General features: G+C 71.8%; 15 protein-coding genes. 9 read left to right on the top strand and 6 right to left on the bottom strand.

The annotated features are described in order from the left end of the window. The first annotated feature begins 91 nt into the window (after window positions 1–91). Complete coding sequence (locus MODMU_RS30085; protein ID WP_014741566.1) at window positions 92–1054, top strand: helix-turn-helix domain-containing protein; 963 nt, start codon at window positions 92–94, stop codon at window positions 1052–1054. Window positions 1055–1301: 247 nt separating this feature from the next. Here the strand turns inward: MODMU_RS30085 and MODMU_RS17045 are convergent, their stop codons facing one another. Next, entirely contained in the window at window positions 1302–3038 is a 1737-nt protein-coding gene (locus MODMU_RS17045; RefSeq protein WP_014741565.1) for a DUF429 domain-containing protein, read from the bottom strand. 369 nt (window positions 3039–3407) lie between these two features. Between MODMU_RS17045 and MODMU_RS17040 the strand changes: the two genes are divergently transcribed. From MODMU_RS17040 to MODMU_RS17030, 3 genes are all read left to right on the top strand, one after another. Next, window positions 3408–4331 carry a glycerophosphodiester phosphodiesterase gene (locus MODMU_RS17040; protein ID WP_014741564.1) on the top strand — a complete coding sequence of 308 codons (924 nt, stop codon included), beginning with the start codon at window positions 3408–3410 and terminating at the stop codon, window positions 4329–4331. 40 nt (window positions 4332–4371) lie between these two features. After that, window positions 4372–5517 (top strand): hypothetical protein, encoded by a 1146-nt coding sequence (locus tag MODMU_RS17035; RefSeq protein WP_014741563.1) that lies wholly within the window; start codon window positions 4372–4374, stop codon window positions 5515–5517. Between the two features lie 77 nt (window positions 5518–5594). Next, window positions 5595–5876 carry a hypothetical protein gene (locus MODMU_RS17030; RefSeq protein ID WP_231851657.1) on the top strand — a complete coding sequence of 94 codons (282 nt, stop codon included), beginning with the start codon at window positions 5595–5597 and terminating at the stop codon, window positions 5874–5876. Window positions 5877–5925: 49 nt separating this feature from the next. On the opposite strand, the gene MODMU_RS27785 is transcribed toward MODMU_RS17030, so the two are convergent. Together MODMU_RS27785 and MODMU_RS17025 are read right to left on the bottom strand one after the other, a co-directional pair. Beyond that, window positions 5926–6075 (bottom strand): Zn-dependent oxidoreductase, encoded by a 150-nt coding sequence (locus MODMU_RS27785; RefSeq protein WP_083869821.1) that lies wholly within the window; start codon window positions 6073–6075, stop codon window positions 5926–5928. 137 nt (window positions 6076–6212) lie between these two features. Continuing rightward, entirely contained in the window at window positions 6213–6998 is a 786-nt protein-coding gene (locus MODMU_RS17025; RefSeq protein WP_014741560.1) for an SDR family NAD(P)-dependent oxidoreductase, read from the bottom strand. Window positions 6999–7083: 85 nt separating this feature from the next. Between MODMU_RS17025 and MODMU_RS17020 the strand changes: the two genes are divergently transcribed. Continuing rightward, entirely contained in the window at window positions 7084–7941 is an 858-nt protein-coding gene (locus tag MODMU_RS17020) for a helix-turn-helix transcriptional regulator (protein WP_014741559.1), read from the top strand. Between the two features lie 137 nt (window positions 7942–8078). Here MODMU_RS17020 and MODMU_RS17015 read toward each other — a convergent pair whose 3' ends face one another. The 3 genes from MODMU_RS17015 to MODMU_RS17005 all read right to left on the bottom strand — a co-directional run bounded on the left by MODMU_RS17015 (window position 8079) and on the right by MODMU_RS17005 (window position 10220). After that, window positions 8079–8471, bottom strand: coding sequence for a nuclear transport factor 2 family protein (locus MODMU_RS17015; protein WP_014741558.1), 393 nt, complete (start codon window positions 8469–8471; stop codon window positions 8079–8081). A gap of 94 nt (window positions 8472–8565) precedes the next feature. After that, window positions 8566–9168: a response regulator transcription factor gene (locus tag MODMU_RS17010; RefSeq protein ID WP_014741557.1), complete on the bottom strand. Its 603-nt coding sequence runs from the start codon at window positions 9166–9168 to the stop codon at window positions 8566–8568. After that, the gene (locus MODMU_RS17005) at window positions 9165–10220 is read right to left on the bottom strand and encodes a sensor histidine kinase (RefSeq protein WP_014741556.1); all 1056 of its coding nucleotides are present in this window, start codon (window positions 10218–10220) and stop codon (window positions 9165–9167) included. Before MODMU_RS17005 ends, MODMU_RS17010 begins: the two co-directional genes overlap by 4 nt. Window positions 10221–10530: 310 nt before the next feature. Here MODMU_RS17005 and MODMU_RS29155 point away from each other — a divergent pair, with 310 nt between their 5' ends. From MODMU_RS29155 to leuS, 4 genes are all read left to right on the top strand, one after another. Next, window positions 10531–11088 carry an ATP-binding cassette domain-containing protein gene (locus tag MODMU_RS29155; protein WP_014741555.1) on the top strand — a complete coding sequence of 186 codons (558 nt, stop codon included), beginning with the start codon at window positions 10531–10533 and terminating at the stop codon, window positions 11086–11088. Further along, window positions 10983–11423, top strand: a complete 441-nt coding sequence (locus tag MODMU_RS29150) for a hypothetical protein (RefSeq protein ID WP_430699194.1) — start codon at window positions 10983–10985, stop codon at window positions 11421–11423. Before MODMU_RS29155 ends, MODMU_RS29150 begins: the two co-directional genes overlap by 106 nt. Before the next feature lie 24 nt (window positions 11424–11447). After that, window positions 11448–12080 (top strand): ABC transporter permease, encoded by a 633-nt coding sequence (locus MODMU_RS16995; RefSeq protein WP_014741553.1) that lies wholly within the window; start codon window positions 11448–11450, stop codon window positions 12078–12080. 88 nt (window positions 12081–12168) lie between these two features. Beyond that, on the top strand, window positions 12169–15066 hold the full coding sequence (gene leuS / locus MODMU_RS16990; RefSeq protein WP_014741552.1) for a leucine--tRNA ligase: 2898 nt from the start codon (window positions 12169–12171) through the stop codon (window positions 15064–15066). Window positions 15067–15103: the final 37 nt, after the last annotated feature.

The raw sequence follows: 15103 nt of genomic DNA, 5'->3' as shown, positions 1-15103 counted from the left end.
TCCGGACGGACGCCCATCCGCTCTCGCCGGGCGGCTGAGCGCCGGTTGCTGCCCCCTAGACTCGGTCGGAGGCTGGACCGGGGGGACGACCGTGACCGTGCTGCTGGACACCGACCTGCTGCCCAGTGCGGAGCGTGCCGACGCACTGCACGCCGCGTACGAGGGGCAGGCTCCGCGGCGCACCGTCCTGGTCGATCACCGCCAGCCGGTGCGCCACCGGGTCGAGCGCCTGGGGCTCGGGCCTGACGTGCAGCTGCTGCGCTCCGGCGGCAACCCGCTGCGCATCGTGCGGACCGCCGGCCACGTCCGGGCTGACGCCCCCGAGCACCTGGCCATCGGGCTGCGCCGCCGCGGGGACGGCCGGGTGTCGACCGGCGGCTTCGAGTCCGCGATGCCGATCGGTCAGCTCAACTGCGTCGACATGACCCGTCCGTACGACCTGGCGCACCGGACGGCCCACAGCCACGACGTCCTCATCCTCAGCAACCGGGCGGCGGGGGTGTCGGTCGACCTCGTCCGTGCGGCGGCGCCCGTGCTGCAGCGCAGCCCGGTCTACGACCTGGTCCGTGGCCACCTCTCGGGCCTGCACCGCGCGCTCACCGCGCTCGACGCCGGTCACCGGTCCCTCACCGGCCAGGCCACCGCGGTCCTGGTGCGCGCTCTGCTCACCACGGCAGTGCAGGGGCGCGACGGTGGCGACGCGATGGACGACGCCCTCGGGATGAGGATCATGCTGTACCTCGACGCACATCTGACGGACCGCGAGCTCACCGTCGCCCGGCTGGCCGAAGCCCACGCCATCTCGCTGCGGCACCTCTACAACGTGTGGGAGAGGGCGGGCCACGAGCTCCCCCCGGCGCAGTGGATCGTCGACCGGCGTCTGCGACGGGCGCGGCAGCGGCTCGCCGACCCCAGCCGGCCCGACGCCGGCGTCGCGGACGTCGCTCGGGCATGCGGGTTCACCGACCCCAGCCACTTCAGCCGACGGTTCCGGCAGGCGTTCGGCGTCTCGCCCACGGAGTGGCGGGCCAGCCAGCGGCGTCGTCCGCGCTGACCGCTCCGAGACCGGAGTGCGCCCCGGGAGGAACGGGGCCCGACGAGCTGGAGTCGGACAGCTGCTCGCCGACCCCGCGGACCGGGTCGGGCAGGTCGACGACGTCCATGACCTCGGGGCCGCCGAAGCGAGTGATATGCACAGCACGCATGCGAGTGAGGCTGTGACCTGCTCACGGCCGAGCGTCATCCCGCCAGTTCCCCTGGTCGCCGGCGACGTCGGCCGCCGGTGGCGGCCGAGCCTCCGGTCAGGCGCCGGTGAGCCGCTGCAGCCGGGTGGTCAGCGCCGTCCGCCGGTCGGCGTTGCCGTGCAGGTCCACGTACCGCTGCCCGAAGCCGGCCAGCAGCGTGTCGTCCAGCCGGCGCACGGCACCCGGGGGATAGCGGTAGTCCATCCGGGCGGGGATGACGCTGTCGTCGGCACCGCGCAGCACCTCGCCCAGCTCCACCAGGCTGGTCACGCCCAGCTCGAGCAGCAGGCCGGAGATCCAGGTGTAGTGGTCCGGGCGCGACCAGCCGGCGTCGGCGTACTGCCCGGCCAGGAACGCAGCCAGTTCCCGGGGCGCGATCCGGGGGTCGTCGGGGTCGATGTCGTCGGCCTCGTCGCCGGGAACCGGTGCCCGGAGGCGCGCACGGATCGCGGTGAACTCCTGGTCGGCCAGCTCCAGCAACCCGGCGGCCAGGGTGAACCGGCGGTCGAACTCGGAGGCGTGCTCCTCCGGCACCGTGCCCTTGTAGCGGATGTCGTGCTCGAACTCAGCCCATGCGTGCTGCAGCACCGTGCGCACCTGTACCTGCACCACGCGCCCGACCAACTCCGGCAGCTCGGCCGCCCGGCCCGGGTCCAGGCCGATCAGCAGGTGCCGGCTGGAGTAACCGAACCGGCCCTGCTGCGCGGTCCGCCGACCCATGTCGCGGTCGTCGAGCACCCGCACCTGCGCGGCCAGCAACTTCGCGACCGCCTCCACGTCGCTCTGCACGTAGGTGATCACCCGCACGCCGATCTGGTCGGTGATCTCCCGCGCCGGGTCCGGGTAGGCCGGCACGCCGTCGACCGTGCGGGCCGCCTTCTCCGCGAACGAGGCGATGGTCTTGGTCCGCCCGGTCACCGACAGGTAGTTGATCCCGGCGTCGTCGAGCAGCCCGGTGACGAGAGCGAGCGCCTGCGCCCCGGCGACCAGGGTCTCGGGCCGCCCGTCGGCGTACGCCTGGATGGCCTGCTGCACCGGGTCGGGCGGGGGTGCGGCGACCCGGGGGCCGGGCTGCAGGTCCGGTGGCAGGGTCGGGGTCACGATGGCGCCACCGGCCGCGTCGCCGTAGGTGGTCACCTCGTCCGGGCGCCGGACGGCGATCCATCCCACGTAGGCGCACACCACGGCGTCGACCTGGTCCTCTGCCACCCGCAGCTCGCTCTTGCGGGTGGCGGCCTGCACCTGCTGGCGCAGCGCGGCGAACGGTGCACCGAGGTCGAGCTCGACCACCGCGCCCAGCAGGTCGATGAGCAGCAGCAGCTCCGCGCGCATCTGCTCGAGCACCCGGCCGGGCTTGTTCTTGTACTTCAGCGTGCGGCCCAGCCGGAACAGCGCCACCGTCGCCGCGTGCGGGTAGACCTCGATCGCCCGGCGGTCGCGGCCCGAGCGGGGGTCGAGGTCCAGCCCCAGGCGCCGGCCGATCCGCCCGCCACGGGTGTCCCCATCGGTGAACTCGGGTTTGCCGGTGTTCGTCGGGTGCGCCCCGGCCTGGAACCTCGCGAAGTCGGCGTTGAGCGCCCGCTCGGCGGCCCGGTTCCCGGTCGCGTTGGTGACCACCAGCGGGGCGTCGATCGCCACGATGCACGGGCCGGCGGTGAAGGGGGCCAACGCGGTCTCGATCTGCTCATCGGTGCGCACCGCGCTGACGTGCACAAGCCGGCCGGCGTCGTCCAGCACGGCGAGGCCGGTGGGTTGCTTGAGCCCCCAGGCGAGGTCGATCCCGATGTGCTGCACGGGGTCAGCTTGCCGTGCCCCACACCTCGCTGGAGCTCGTCCCGCGGGATCTGCCCGCCGCGTGCGGGTGATGGTCCGCCCGAGGTCGCTCGGATGAGCACCGTTCCACTGGCCGGCCTGTTCCTCGGGTGGACAGACGCGAGAACAACGGATCAGGTGTGCGAAACCGTCACGACACCGACCCGCCGCAGGCGTTGCTCCCGCCGGACGTCCGTCCGCGGGCCATCACCTGCTTCGTAGGACAGGTGCGGGTGTCGCCCGGGGGACGCCGGGTAGTAGTCGATGCCAGCGGCGGCAGGACGGGTCCTGCCGCCGGACGACAGGGACCCGGTGCTCCCGCCCGGTCCCCGGAGCCTTCGAGGAGATCGCGTGCCCCGTCGTGGGGACCGGTACGGCCGCGAGGGCGTCACGGGCCTGCCGCCCCGGGCGCGGTCCGAGGTCGAGGTCGTGGCGCACCGCGGCGTCTCGGCGGAGGCACCTGAGCACACCCTCGCCGCCTACCAGCAGGCGCTGGCCCTCGGGGCGGACGCCGTGGAGTGCGACGTCCGGATGACCCGCGACGGGGTGCTGGTGTGCGTGCACGACCGCCGGATCAACCGGACGTCCACGGGGCGCGGTGTGGTGTCGGCGCTGGACCTTGCCGAGCTGGAACAACACCGGGTCGTCCACCGGCGAAGCCGGGCTGCCGGGATCCGGGGTCGCCCGCGGCGTCCTGCGGTCGAGGAGGAGGGCGACGAGGTCGACGAGGACGCCGGACGGGTGCTCACCCTGGACCGGTTGCTGGACTACGTGACGGCCTCACCCGGGCGAGTGGGCCTGGCGATCGAGACCAAGCACCCGACCCGCCGCGCCGGCCAGGTCGAGACCGCCTTGCTCGCCAGCCTCCGGAGGTTCGGACTGCTGTCCGGCGGCCGGCCGCTCGAGGAGTCGGGACGGCCGGCGGTCCGGGTCATGAGCTTCTCGCCCACGGCACTGCGGCGGGTCCGTGTCCTGGCGCCCGACCTCCCCACCGTGCACCTGGTCCGCCAGGTGCTGCCGCGGTCGCGGAAGCGCTCCGTCCCCCCGGTCGGCACCGCCGTCGGCCCGTCGCTCGCGCTGCTCCGTCAGGCGCCGGGGCTCGTCGGACGACTGCACCGAGCCGGTCTGCAGGTCCACGTGTGGGTGGTCAACCGCCCCCGCGACATGGAGTTCGCGTTGTCCCTGGGGGTCGACGCGATCATCACCGACGAGGCCGCGTCGCTGATGCACCTCCTGGGACGGGACGGACCCAGTCCGTCGACGAGCAGGGGCTGACCCCGGCCGGGTCGTCCGCGAGGGTCTCTACGCTCCGCGCATGGATGTGAGCAGAGCGCTGGAGCAGCACATCGCGGTGTTCGGCGAGGGCGGCAGCGGCAAGACCGTCCTGGTGTCCTCGTTCTACGGAGCCACGCAGGAAGCCCAGTTCCTTCAGCAGAGTCACTTCCACGTCCTCGCGGACGACATCGGCCAGGGCAATCGGCTGCACAAGAACTACCTCGGCATGAAGAACTCGGCGCGGCTGCCCGAGCCCACCCGCTTCTCGGGGACGTCCTACTCGTTCTCGATCAAGCTGAAGGACGGGTCCGCCGCCAAGGCCATGAAGACCAGGCCGTTCGACGCCCTGCGTCTCGTCTGGCACGACTACCCGGGGGAGTGGTTCGAGCAGGACGTGAGCGGGCCGGAGGAGGCCCAGCGCAGGGTCGACACCTTCAGGTCCCTGCTCGGCTCCGATGTCGCGCTGCTGTTGGTGGACGCCCAGCGATTGATCGACAACTCGGGGGAGGAGGAGCGGTACCTGAAGTCGCTGCTGACCAACGTCCGCAACGGGCTCCTGTCGCTGAAGGACGATCTGCTGGAGGACGGGGAGCCCCTCGTCGAGTTCCCGCGCATCTGGATGATCGCGCTGTCGAAGGCCGACCTGCTCCCGGGCATGGACGTGTTCGCGTTCCGGGACCTCCTCATCGAGAAGGCCTGGGAGGACCTTGATCAACTCCGCCAGGTAGTGGCTGGGCTGGTGCAGGCCAAGGATGCGCTGGCCGTCGGTGAGGACTTCGTGCTGCTCTCGTCCGCGCAGTTCGAGGCAGGTCGAATCGAGGTCACCAAGCGCGTCGGTCTGGACATGGTCCTGCCGATGGCCGCCATGCTGCCCTTCGAGCGCCACGTGCGGTGGGCACAACGGCAGCAGATCCCCGGGAAGGTGGCCGAGAGCCTGTTGAGGGGACTCGGGCCGCTGGCGGATGTGCTCGGACGGCGCGTCAAACTGCCCGGCCGACTGGGCAAGATCGTGCGAGTCGCCGGCCCTGGTCTGAAGGACTTGACCGACATGGCGGGGGAGAAGCTCAGGGAACTGAACGCCGAAGCGCTCGCCAAGCACGACTACCTGAGAGCCACGCTGACCGGATTCGGGATGGACCTGGAAAAGGGAGAGAAGGAGCGGATTCTGTTCAGGAGCCTCAGGTGAGCCTCATCTGGGCTACGCGTGGGCGGGCCTGGGGCTTCAGATTCCTTCGTAGCGGGGGATTCGAGGATCCACTTCCCGTGTACGACACCGCCTTCGCGGGTCTAGAGGACACATCGGAGGCTTGTCGCCGGATCTTCGCGACCGGGGGGCATCCCGACATGGTGGTCCTCCGCTTCTGGGACCCCGTAGGGCGGCGGGACCGGGCTGGCAGGGTGATCCCCCACGACTTCGTGGTCTTCGGTCCCCTGTCAGATGACATCGACTCGGTCGAGGCCGGACGTCAGCGGATCTGGCCTCTGGTCGCCGAGGACTTCGCCGAGGTCTGGGAGCAGACCCAGCCACCTCCAGTCAACGGCTGACCGAGCGGCCGTGGGGCGCCGCGCCGCCAGTCGGCTCTTGACATACCTCTCAAGACAGGAGGTGGTGGGTGCCGGCGACGTCCACGCCCGACGAGCTGATGTCGAACAGCTGCTCGCCGTCCCCGGGGACCGGGTCGGGCAGGTCGACGACGTCCATGACCTCGGGACCGCCGACCCGGGTGATCTGCACAGCACGCATGCACCTCGACCCAGGCGCGACTCCACCTGGGCGGGCGCCCGTGCCACGACCGTGTGGCGGTGCTGGGGGCCAGCCAGCACCGGCGACGACGCCGACCTCTCCGGTGAGATCGGTGTCGGTCGTCACGGGCCTTCAGCTCAGGCGCCGGCCCCGCCGTCGACGGGCACGATGGCGCCCGTCACGGCTGACGCGCGGTTGCTGAGGAGGAAGCCGGCGACCTCTGCGACCTCGAGCGCGGTCGCCATCCTGCCGATGGGGCTGGCGGCGTTGTTGGCAGCGATGATGCCTGGTGTCTTCGCTTCCCACTCCTCCATCATCTCGGTGGCGGTACCGCCTGGAGTGATGCCGTTGACGCGGATGCCCTGCGGGGCCCACGTGACGGCGGCGGTCTCGGTGAGGCTGTTCAGGGCGCGCTTCATCGCGCCGTAGGCAGGCAGCGGAGGAACGGCCCGGCGGCTGCCGATGCTGGACGTGTTGACGATCGCCCCGCCGCCGGTGCGACGCATGAGAGCGGCTTCGGAGACCATCGCGACCCAGTGGGAGCGGAAGTTGACGGCGAACTGCTCGTCGATGTCGTCGTCGGAGGTGGTGTCGAGCGGGCCGACGTCCTGCTGGTTCACCCCGCCGTTGTTGAACGCTCCGTCGAGGCGGCCGTGGAGGTGCTCCACCCGGTCGACGGCGGCGCGGATGCTGGTCCGGTCGGAGAGGTCCATCGCAACGGCGTCGGCGGTGCCGCCCTCGTCGCGGATCTGGGCGACGAGCGTGTCGAGCGCTGCGGTGTTGCGGGCGGCGAGCACGACGGAGGCGCCTTGGGAGGCGAAGAGCTGAGCGGCGGCGGCGCCGATCCCGCGGCTGGCTCCGGTGATGAAGAGGACCTTGCCGGTCAGCATGCCGACCGGGATGGACTCGTTGGTGTGTGTCACACCGACACCGTCGCCGGGCGCCTGATCCTGATACAGGCACAGTCGGTACCACGCTCCGCTGACCCCCGGCGCGCACACTCGGCCCGTGGACAAGGGCGAACTGGGCGCATTCCTCCGCACTCGCCGCGAGCGGCTCCGCCCCGAGGACGTCGGCCTCCCCTCAGGCGCACGCCGGAGGACGCCGGGCCTCCGGCGTGAGGAGATCGCCGTCCTGGCGCACATCTCGACCGAGTACTACGTCCGCCTCGAACAGGGCCGCGCACCCCGCCCGTCGGCCGAGGTGCTGGCCGGCATCGCCGGCGCCCTCCGGCTCACCGACGCGGAGTCCGACCACCTGCACCTCCTCGCCGGCACCGCGCCCACCCCTTCGGGATCGCACCGCCGTGACGTCCGCCCGAGCATCCTCGGGCTCCTCGAGAGGCTGCCGCAGACGGCAGGGATCGTGCTGTCCGCCGCGTTCGAGGTGCTCGCGTGGAACGACCTCGCAGCAGCGCTGATGGAGGACTTCGCGCTCGTCGATCCGCACGACCGCAACCTCGCGCGCAAGGCCTTCCTGTCCGACGAGCAGCCGCCCGTCCCGATCTACGGGATCTCCGACGACGTCGAGTTCCGGCAGGGCGTCGTCACGCGACTCCGGAGCACCCAGGCGCGCTACCCGTCGGATCGTCTCGTCGCCGACCTGGTCCAGGAGCTGCGAGGCGAGAGCGCCGAGTTCGCACGGCTCTGGGAGCGTCACGACGTCCAGGTCCCACCGCCCCTGAGGAAGACGTTCCGGGGCACCCCCGTCGGCGACATCACCGTCGACTGCGACTCGCTCGCCCTCACCGAGCGTGACCAGCACCTCGTGCTCTACACCGCGCCCTCGGGATCCCGCGACGCCGAGAACCTGGCCCTCCTCGGCGTCATCGGGGCACAGCCCCTGTCGACCCGGCCTGGCGTCTGACGACAACGGCGACCGCGTGAGGTGACCGTGCCGGGATCCGACCGACAGGGCGGCGACGACCTCGCGGTTCGCCGAGGCCACCGGCACACCGGCTCTGTCCCGGCGCCATCGCGGCGGCGGGGTCCTCCCGATCGGTGTCAGAACATCCCGTTGCCGTTGGCCGAGTGATCGGGGACGACCTGCAGGACGTCCCAGTGCTCGACGACCCTGCCGGCGGCGTCGAGCCGGAAGATGTCGATGCCGGCGTAGTCGTGATCGCCGGGCCAGGTCTGGTGGCAGTGCAGGACGACGTGGTCGCGTTCGGCGACCACGCGGATGAACCGCACCTGCTTGCCGGGGAAGTCGCGAGCCATCCGCTCGAAGTAGTCGACGAAGGCGGCCTTGCCGTCCCCGACGTGCGGGTTGTGCTGGGTGTAGCTGTCCCCCGCGAAGCGTTCCAGGGCCTCGGCCGGGCGGCACTGGTTGAACATGAGGTCGTAGAAGGACTGCACCGTGTCCTTGTTGCGCTCCAGCTGGTCCGGGGTCGTCACGCCTGCATCTCCTTGCTCGGGCGGCCAGCGGTGCTGCCGCTGCTCGGTCGGAACTCCCTGGGGCCGTGGACGTGCCGACCTGGGCGGGAGGGGCTCACAGCCAGTCGTGCTCCCGCGCGTACCGAGCCGCTTCGTGCCGGGTGCGGGTCTGGGTCTTCTGCATGGCGCTGGACAGGTAGTTCCGCACCGTGCCGTGGGCCAGGTGCATCCGGTCGGCGATCTCGGCGACGGAGTAGCCCTCGCGCGTCACCCGGAGGACCTCGAGCTCCCGGTCGGTCAGCGGGCAGTCGTCGACGATCGCCGCGGCCGAGACGTCCTGGTCGATCCACCTCCGGCCACCGTGGAGCACCGAGATGACCGAGGCGATGTGCTCCGGGTCGGCGGACTTGCTGGCGAAGCCCTGTACCCCCAGCTTCAGGGCGCTGCGCAGCACCCCCGGCCGGGCGTGGCGGGTGAGCATGAGGACGACCTGGCCGGGCAGCGTCCGACGGATCTCGGTGACGGCGTCGAGGCCGTCCATCCCAGGCATCTCGAGGTCGATGACCAGCACGTCAGGCCGGTGGGTGAGGGTGGCTGCCACGGCCGACGAGCCGTCGGCCGCCTCCGCCAGCACCGTGATGTCGCCCTCCAGGGGGAGGAGCGAGGCGAGTGCGCTGCGCAGCAGCACCTCGTCGTCGGCCAGCACGACGGTGGTCATCGGCCTGCCTGACCGGCGGTCGCCGCCCGATCACCCGGGGTCGGGGGTGCGGGGACGGCCGCCGCCGTCAGGAACCGCCCGTCCGCGCGCTCGACGGTGAGCTCACCGCCGTCGTCCGCCACCCGGCGCGCGAGGTCGGCGAGCCCGCGCAGTTCCGGCAGACCCTCGTCGTCGACACCGTCGTTCACGACGGTGAGGCCGTCCTCGGACAGCGCGATCCGCACGAGGGTGGCTCGCGAGTGGCGCAGGATGTTGGTCGTCGTCTCCCGGAGCACCTGGGCGAGGAGCTCGTCGGCGTGGGAGGCCCCGGCGCGACAGTCGACGTCGACGTGGATGCCCGCGGCCTCCAGCAGGTTCTTCGCGTTCTCGAGTTCCGCGGCGATGTTGAGCTTCCGGCGTCCGTAGGCCAGCTCCCTGGTCTGCTCGATCGTGTCGCCGACCAGGGCGTAGATCTCGCGCAGTTCCTGCTCCAAGCGCGCGGTGTCGCTGTGCAGCAGCTTCCGGGCCAGCGCGATCTTGAGCTTCACCACGTGCAGCGTGTGGCCCTGGATGTCGTGCAGGTCACCGGCGAAGCGCATCCTCTCGCGGACCACCGCCAGCTCCGCGTCGCGCTCCCGCTCGTCCTCCAGTTCGGCCACGACGTCGTAGAACCGCTTGTTGGGGAACATCAGCCCGGTGAGGACTGCCGTGGAACCAGTCGGGACGATGACCTCGGCGATGAGGTCGCCCACGTCGGGTCGGGCCATGGTCGCCAGGCCCAGCACACCGACCGCCGCCACGTACGCGACCAGCCCGAGGGCGGCCGTCCCGCGGTGGCTGGGGGCCTGGGACACCACGAGGGAGCCCACGATGGCCAGCGAGTAGTACGCGCCCTGGACGCTGCTGTCGATCACCAGCACCCCGTAGGGCCAGACCGCAGCGGCGACGGCCAGGCAGGGGATCGCCACGCGGGCCAGGTCGCCCGCCGTCCACCGCTCGAAGGCGACCAGCGCGGCTGCGATGCCGAGCCCGAGGACACCCGCCTGCTGCCAGGTCTGTGCCTGCCGGGCCACCAGGAGCACCCCCACGGCGGACAGCAGGGGGAGGAAGACAGCGAGGTTGAGCGCCCGGAACCGACGTCGCGACGACCGGGCCGCTCCGGCCGACCGCCGTGCTGTCGATGGTCGCGGTGGCGCCCGGCGAGGGCTGCGAGCTTCCATGGGCGGCTTCCTGGACGAGGGGCAGGGATCCGCTCCCATCCTGGGGCCCGGCGGGTCCGGCCGGTAGTGACGCCGTGTCATGTGGATCGCCCTGGCGCGGTCATGCCGTCGAGGTGACGCGGCGGCACTGGGCAGTCCCGACGGCGGCCTGTCCCATGGACCCATGTCCGCCAACCCCGTCATCGACGTCGACGAGCTGAACGTCCGCTACGGCGACTTCCACGCAGTCAAGGACCTGTCGTTCCAGGTCGAGCCCGGGGAGCTCTATGCACTCCTCGGCACGAACGGAGCCGGCAAGACCTCCGCCCTGGAGGTGGTGGAAGGGCACCGGACCGCGTCGTCAGGCACCGTGCGCGTCTTCGGCCAGAGCCCGACCGACCGGCGTGCGGTACGGCCGCGGACGGGGATCATGCTCCAGGAGAGCGGCTTCTCCGGCGACCTCACCGTCTCCGAGTCGGTGCGGCTCATCGGCCGGCTCACCGGGCGCTCGGACGTCGTCGACGACGTCCTGAAGACCGTCGACCTCACGCACAAGGCCGACACCTTGGTGTCCCAGCTGTCCGGGGCGAGAAGCGACGACTCGACTTCGCCACGGCCGTCTACGGACGCCCCGAGCTGGTCTTCCTGGACGAACCCACCACGGGGCTGGACATCGAGTCCCGGGACAGGCTCTGGGACGCCGTGCAGCAGCTGCGCGAGGACGGGTCCACGGTCGTGCTGACCACGCACTACCTGGAAGAGGCGCAGCAGCGGGCCGACCGCATCGGGCTGATGCGCGACGGCACCCTGCGCCAGCAGGGCACGGTGTCGGAGCTGACCCGGGCCCTGCCGTCGTCCATCCGGTTCTCGTTGCCCCCCGACGCCGCGACGCCGCCGATGCACTCCGCACCGGTCTCCGGGAGCGCCTACGTGATCGAGACCTTCGACATGCAGACCGACCTCAAGCAGCTGCTCGACTGGGCCGACGCCCACGCCGTCGAGCTGCGCGGGCTGTCTGCGGCACCCACCCGGTTGGACGACGTCTTCCGCGCCGTCGGCTCCGGGTCGACCTCCTGACCCATCCCCTCCACGAGGAACCCCATGCTCCCCATCGCGCGCAGCGAGCTCGTCCAGATCCTCCGCAACCGGTCCGTGCTGATCACCAACCTCCTCTTTCCGGCGGCGGCCGCGGCCTTCTTCATCTACTCCCGCGACACGTTCGAAGGGGACGGCGGTCTCGGCTACATCGGCGCGGTGCTGGTGTTCACCGTCGGCGCCTTCAGCCTCTACGCCACCATCGTGACCACGCTGGCCGCCCGCCGGCAGACCCTCTTCCTCAAGCGGCTGCGGTCCACCGCGGTCGGCGACCCGGCCATCCTGATCGGCTCGGTCTTCCCCGTCGTCGTCATCTCGGTGCTCCAGGTGGCGGTGATCCTCGGGGTGTTCGCCGTGGTCAGCGGGCGCCCGGCCGATGTCGCCCTCCTGGTGACGGCGGTCCTCGCCGCGTTCGTCATGCTGCTCGCCCTGGGGGTGGCCACTGCCGGCGTGACCGGGTCACCGGAGCAGGCGCAGGTCACCACCCTGCCGATCAGCCTCGGCACCATCGCCGTGGCCTGGGCCTTCGCTCGTGCACGTGCTGCCTCGCTGTCGGCGCAGCACGTGCCGGTGTCCTCCCACACGGTAGGCTGCGCACGTGACCGGCGTTCTCCTGCTTCCCCCGCCGTGCTGACCTGACAACTCAGACCAGCACGGCGACCCCTCCTGAGTGAGGGGTTTTTTTCTGCCCGCCGCACCGGACACCAGCACCTGGGAGCACCCGACCATGAGCCAGACGGCCAGCCCGAGCACCGACCCGTCGACCGGCGGGGTGCCGCCGCACCGGTACACCCCGGCGCTGGCGCAGCAGATCGAGCTCGCGTGGCAGGACCGCTGGGACGCCGAGGGGACCTTCCACACGCCCAACCCGGTCGGCCCGCTGAGCGAGGGCTTCGACCGGGTGGCCGACCGGCCCAAGGCCTTCGTGATGGACATGTTCCCCTACCCCTCCGGGGACGGGCTGCACGTCGGGCACCCGCTGGGCTACCTGGGCACCGACGTGACCAGCCGGTTCCTGCGGATGGACGGGCGCAACGTGCTGCACCCGATGGGCTACGACGCCTTCGGGCTGCCCGCCGAGCAGTACGCCGTGCAGACCGGTCAGCACCCGCGGGTCACCACCGAGGCCAACATCGCCGCGATCAGCCGCCAGCTGCGCCGGCTGGGCGTCGACCACGACACCCGCCGCACCTTCGCCACGATCGACCCGGGCTACTACAAGTGGACCCAGTGGATCTTCCGGCAGGTCTTCGAGGCCTGGTTCGACGAGGCCGCCGGCAAGGCGCGCCCGATCGCGGAGCTGGTCGCCGAGCTGGACGCCGGCACCCGGGAGCCCGCGCCGGGCACCCTGCCCGAGGGCCGCAGCTGGGCCGACCTCGACGCGGTCGAGCGGCGGCGGGTCGTCGACGCGCACCGGCTGGCGTACCTGAACCAGGCGCCGGTCAACTGGGCGCCGGGCCTGGGCACGGTGCTGTCCAACGAGGAGGTCACCGCCGACGGGCGGTCCGAGCGCGGCAACTTCCCGGTGTTCCGGCGCCCGCTGACCCAGTGGAAGATGCGGATCACCGCCTACGCCGAGCGGCTGCTGACCGACCTGGACCGGCTGGACTGGCCGGACTCGCTGAAGCAGATGCAGCGCAACTGGATCGGCCGCTCGACCGGTGCCCGCATCCGGTTCGGGGTCGGCGGTGAGCAGGTCGAGGTGTTCACCACCCGCCCGGACACCCTGTTCGGCGCCACCTACCTGGTGCTGGCCCCGGAGCACCCGCTGGTCGAGACGCTGACCGCTGCGCAGTGGCCGGCCGACGCCGACCCGCGCTGGACCGCCGGCGCGGCCACCCCGGCCGAGGCGGTGGCCGCCTACCAGCTGCAGGCCTCCCGCCGGTCGGAGCTGGAGCGGCAGACCGAGGGCCGGGACAAGACCGGCGTCTGGCTGGGCGTCTCCGCGGTCAACCCGCTGACCGGCCGGGACCTGCCGGTGTTCATCGCCGACTACGTGCTGACCGGCTACGGCACCGGCGCGATCATGGCGGTGCCCGGCGAGGACACCCGGGACTGGGAGTTCGCGCAGGTCTTCGGGCTGCCCGTCGTCCGCACCGTGCAGCCGCCGGCCGACTTCGACGGCGGGGCCTGGACCGGCGGCGGACCGATGATCAACAGCTCGAACGAGCAGCTGTCGCTGGACGGGCTGGACAAGGCCGCCGCGATCGCCACCGTCACCGAGTGGCTGGTGGCGCACGGCCACGGCGAGGCGACGACAACCTACAAGCTGCGCGACTGGCTGTTCAGCCGGCAGCGCTACTGGGGTGAGCCGTTCCCGATCGTGTACGCCGTCGACGGGCCGGACGCCGACCTGCCGGTCGCCGTCCCGGAGTCGCTGCTGCCGGTGCTGCTGCCCGACGTCGACGACTACTCCCCGAAGACGTTCGCCGACGACGACGCGGACTCCAAGCCCGAGCCGCCGCTGTCGCGCGCCACCGACTGGACGACGGTCACCCTGGACCTGGGGGACGGCCCGCGGACCTACCGCCGGGAGACCAACACGATGCCCAACTGGGCCGGGTCGTGCTGGTACTACCTGCGCTACGCGGACCCGACCAACGACCAGGTGCTGGTCGACCCGGAGCTGGAGCGGTACTGGCTGGGGCCCCAGGAGCCCGGTGACGTCGGGGGCGTGGACCTGTACGTCGGTGGTGTGGAGCACGCGGTGCTGCACCTGCTGTACGCCCGGTTCTGGCACAAGATCCTGTTCGACCTGGGGCACGTCTCCAGCGAGGAGCCGTTCCGCCGGCTGGTCAACCAGGGCTACATCTCGGCGTTCGCCTACACCGACGCCCGGGGCTTCTACGTGCCGGCCGCCGAGGTGGTCGAGTCCGACGGGCAGTTCCTGTACCAGGGGCAGCCGGTCGACCGTGAGTACGGGAAGATCGGCAAGAGCCTGAAGAACGTGATCACGCCGGACGAGATGGTCGACGCCTTCGGGGCCGACACCTTCCGGGTCTACGAGATGTCGACCGGTCCGCTGGACCAGTCGCGCCCGTGGGAGACCAAGGCGGTCGTCGGGTCGCAGCGGCTGCTGCAGCGGATCTGGCGGGTGGTGGTCGACGAGGAGACCGGCGCGGTGCGGGCCGGGGACGTCGAGCCCGACGCCGACACCTCGCGGGCGCTCAACCGGGCCGTCGAGGCGGTCCGGGACGGCATGACGACGCTGCGGTTCAACATCGCCATCGCCCGGATCACCGAGCTGACCAACCACCTGACCTCGGCCTACCAGCCGGGTGCCGCAGTGCCCCGGCCGGTTGCGGAGACGCTGGTGCTGCTGGTGGCGCCGCTGGCCCCGCACCTGGCCGAGGAGCTGTGGGCCCGGCTCGGGCACCCGGACTCGGTGGCCTGGGCGTCGTTCCCGGTGGCCGACCCGCAGTGGCTGGTGGACGACACGGTCGAGGTCGCGGTGCAGGTCAACGGCAAGGTGCGGGCGCAGGTGAAGGTGCCCGCCGACGCGGACGCCGCCGTGCTGGAGGCCGCAGCGCGGGCCGACGAGCGGATCGCCGGCCACCTGGACGGCGCCACCGTCCGCCGCGTGGTCGCGGTGCCGGGCCGGCTGGTCAACTTCGTCCTCGGCTGAGGAAGTCGAAGGACCCCCTTCTCCCCACCCTTCGCAC

Source organism: Modestobacter italicus, from assembly GCF_000306785.1.
GTDB classification, from domain to species: domain Bacteria; phylum Actinomycetota; class Actinomycetes; order Mycobacteriales; family Geodermatophilaceae; genus Modestobacter; species Modestobacter italicus.
This window is presented reverse-complemented; position numbering and strand designations above follow the sequence as displayed.

Bases quoted from the DNA above. Each gene is read 5' to 3' on its own strand.
- leuS (WP_014741552.1), top strand. From the start codon at position 12,169: ATGAGCCAGACGGCCAGCCCGAGCACCGACCCGTCGACCGGCGGGGTG.
- MODMU_RS17010 (WP_014741557.1), bottom strand. From the start codon at position 9,168: ATGACCACCGTCGTGCTGGCCGACGACGAGGTGCTGCTGCGCAGCGCA.
- MODMU_RS29155 (WP_014741555.1), top strand. From the start codon at position 10,531: ATGTCCGCCAACCCCGTCATCGACGTCGACGAGCTGAACGTCCGCTAC.
- MODMU_RS17035 (WP_014741563.1), top strand. From the start codon at position 4,372: ATGGATGTGAGCAGAGCGCTGGAGCAGCACATCGCGGTGTTCGGCGAG.
- MODMU_RS16995 (WP_014741553.1), top strand. From the start codon at position 11,448: ATGCTCCCCATCGCGCGCAGCGAGCTCGTCCAGATCCTCCGCAACCGG.
- MODMU_RS27785 (WP_083869821.1), bottom strand. From the start codon at position 6,075: ATGCGTGCTGTGCAGATCACCCGGGTCGGCGGTCCCGAGGTCATGGAC.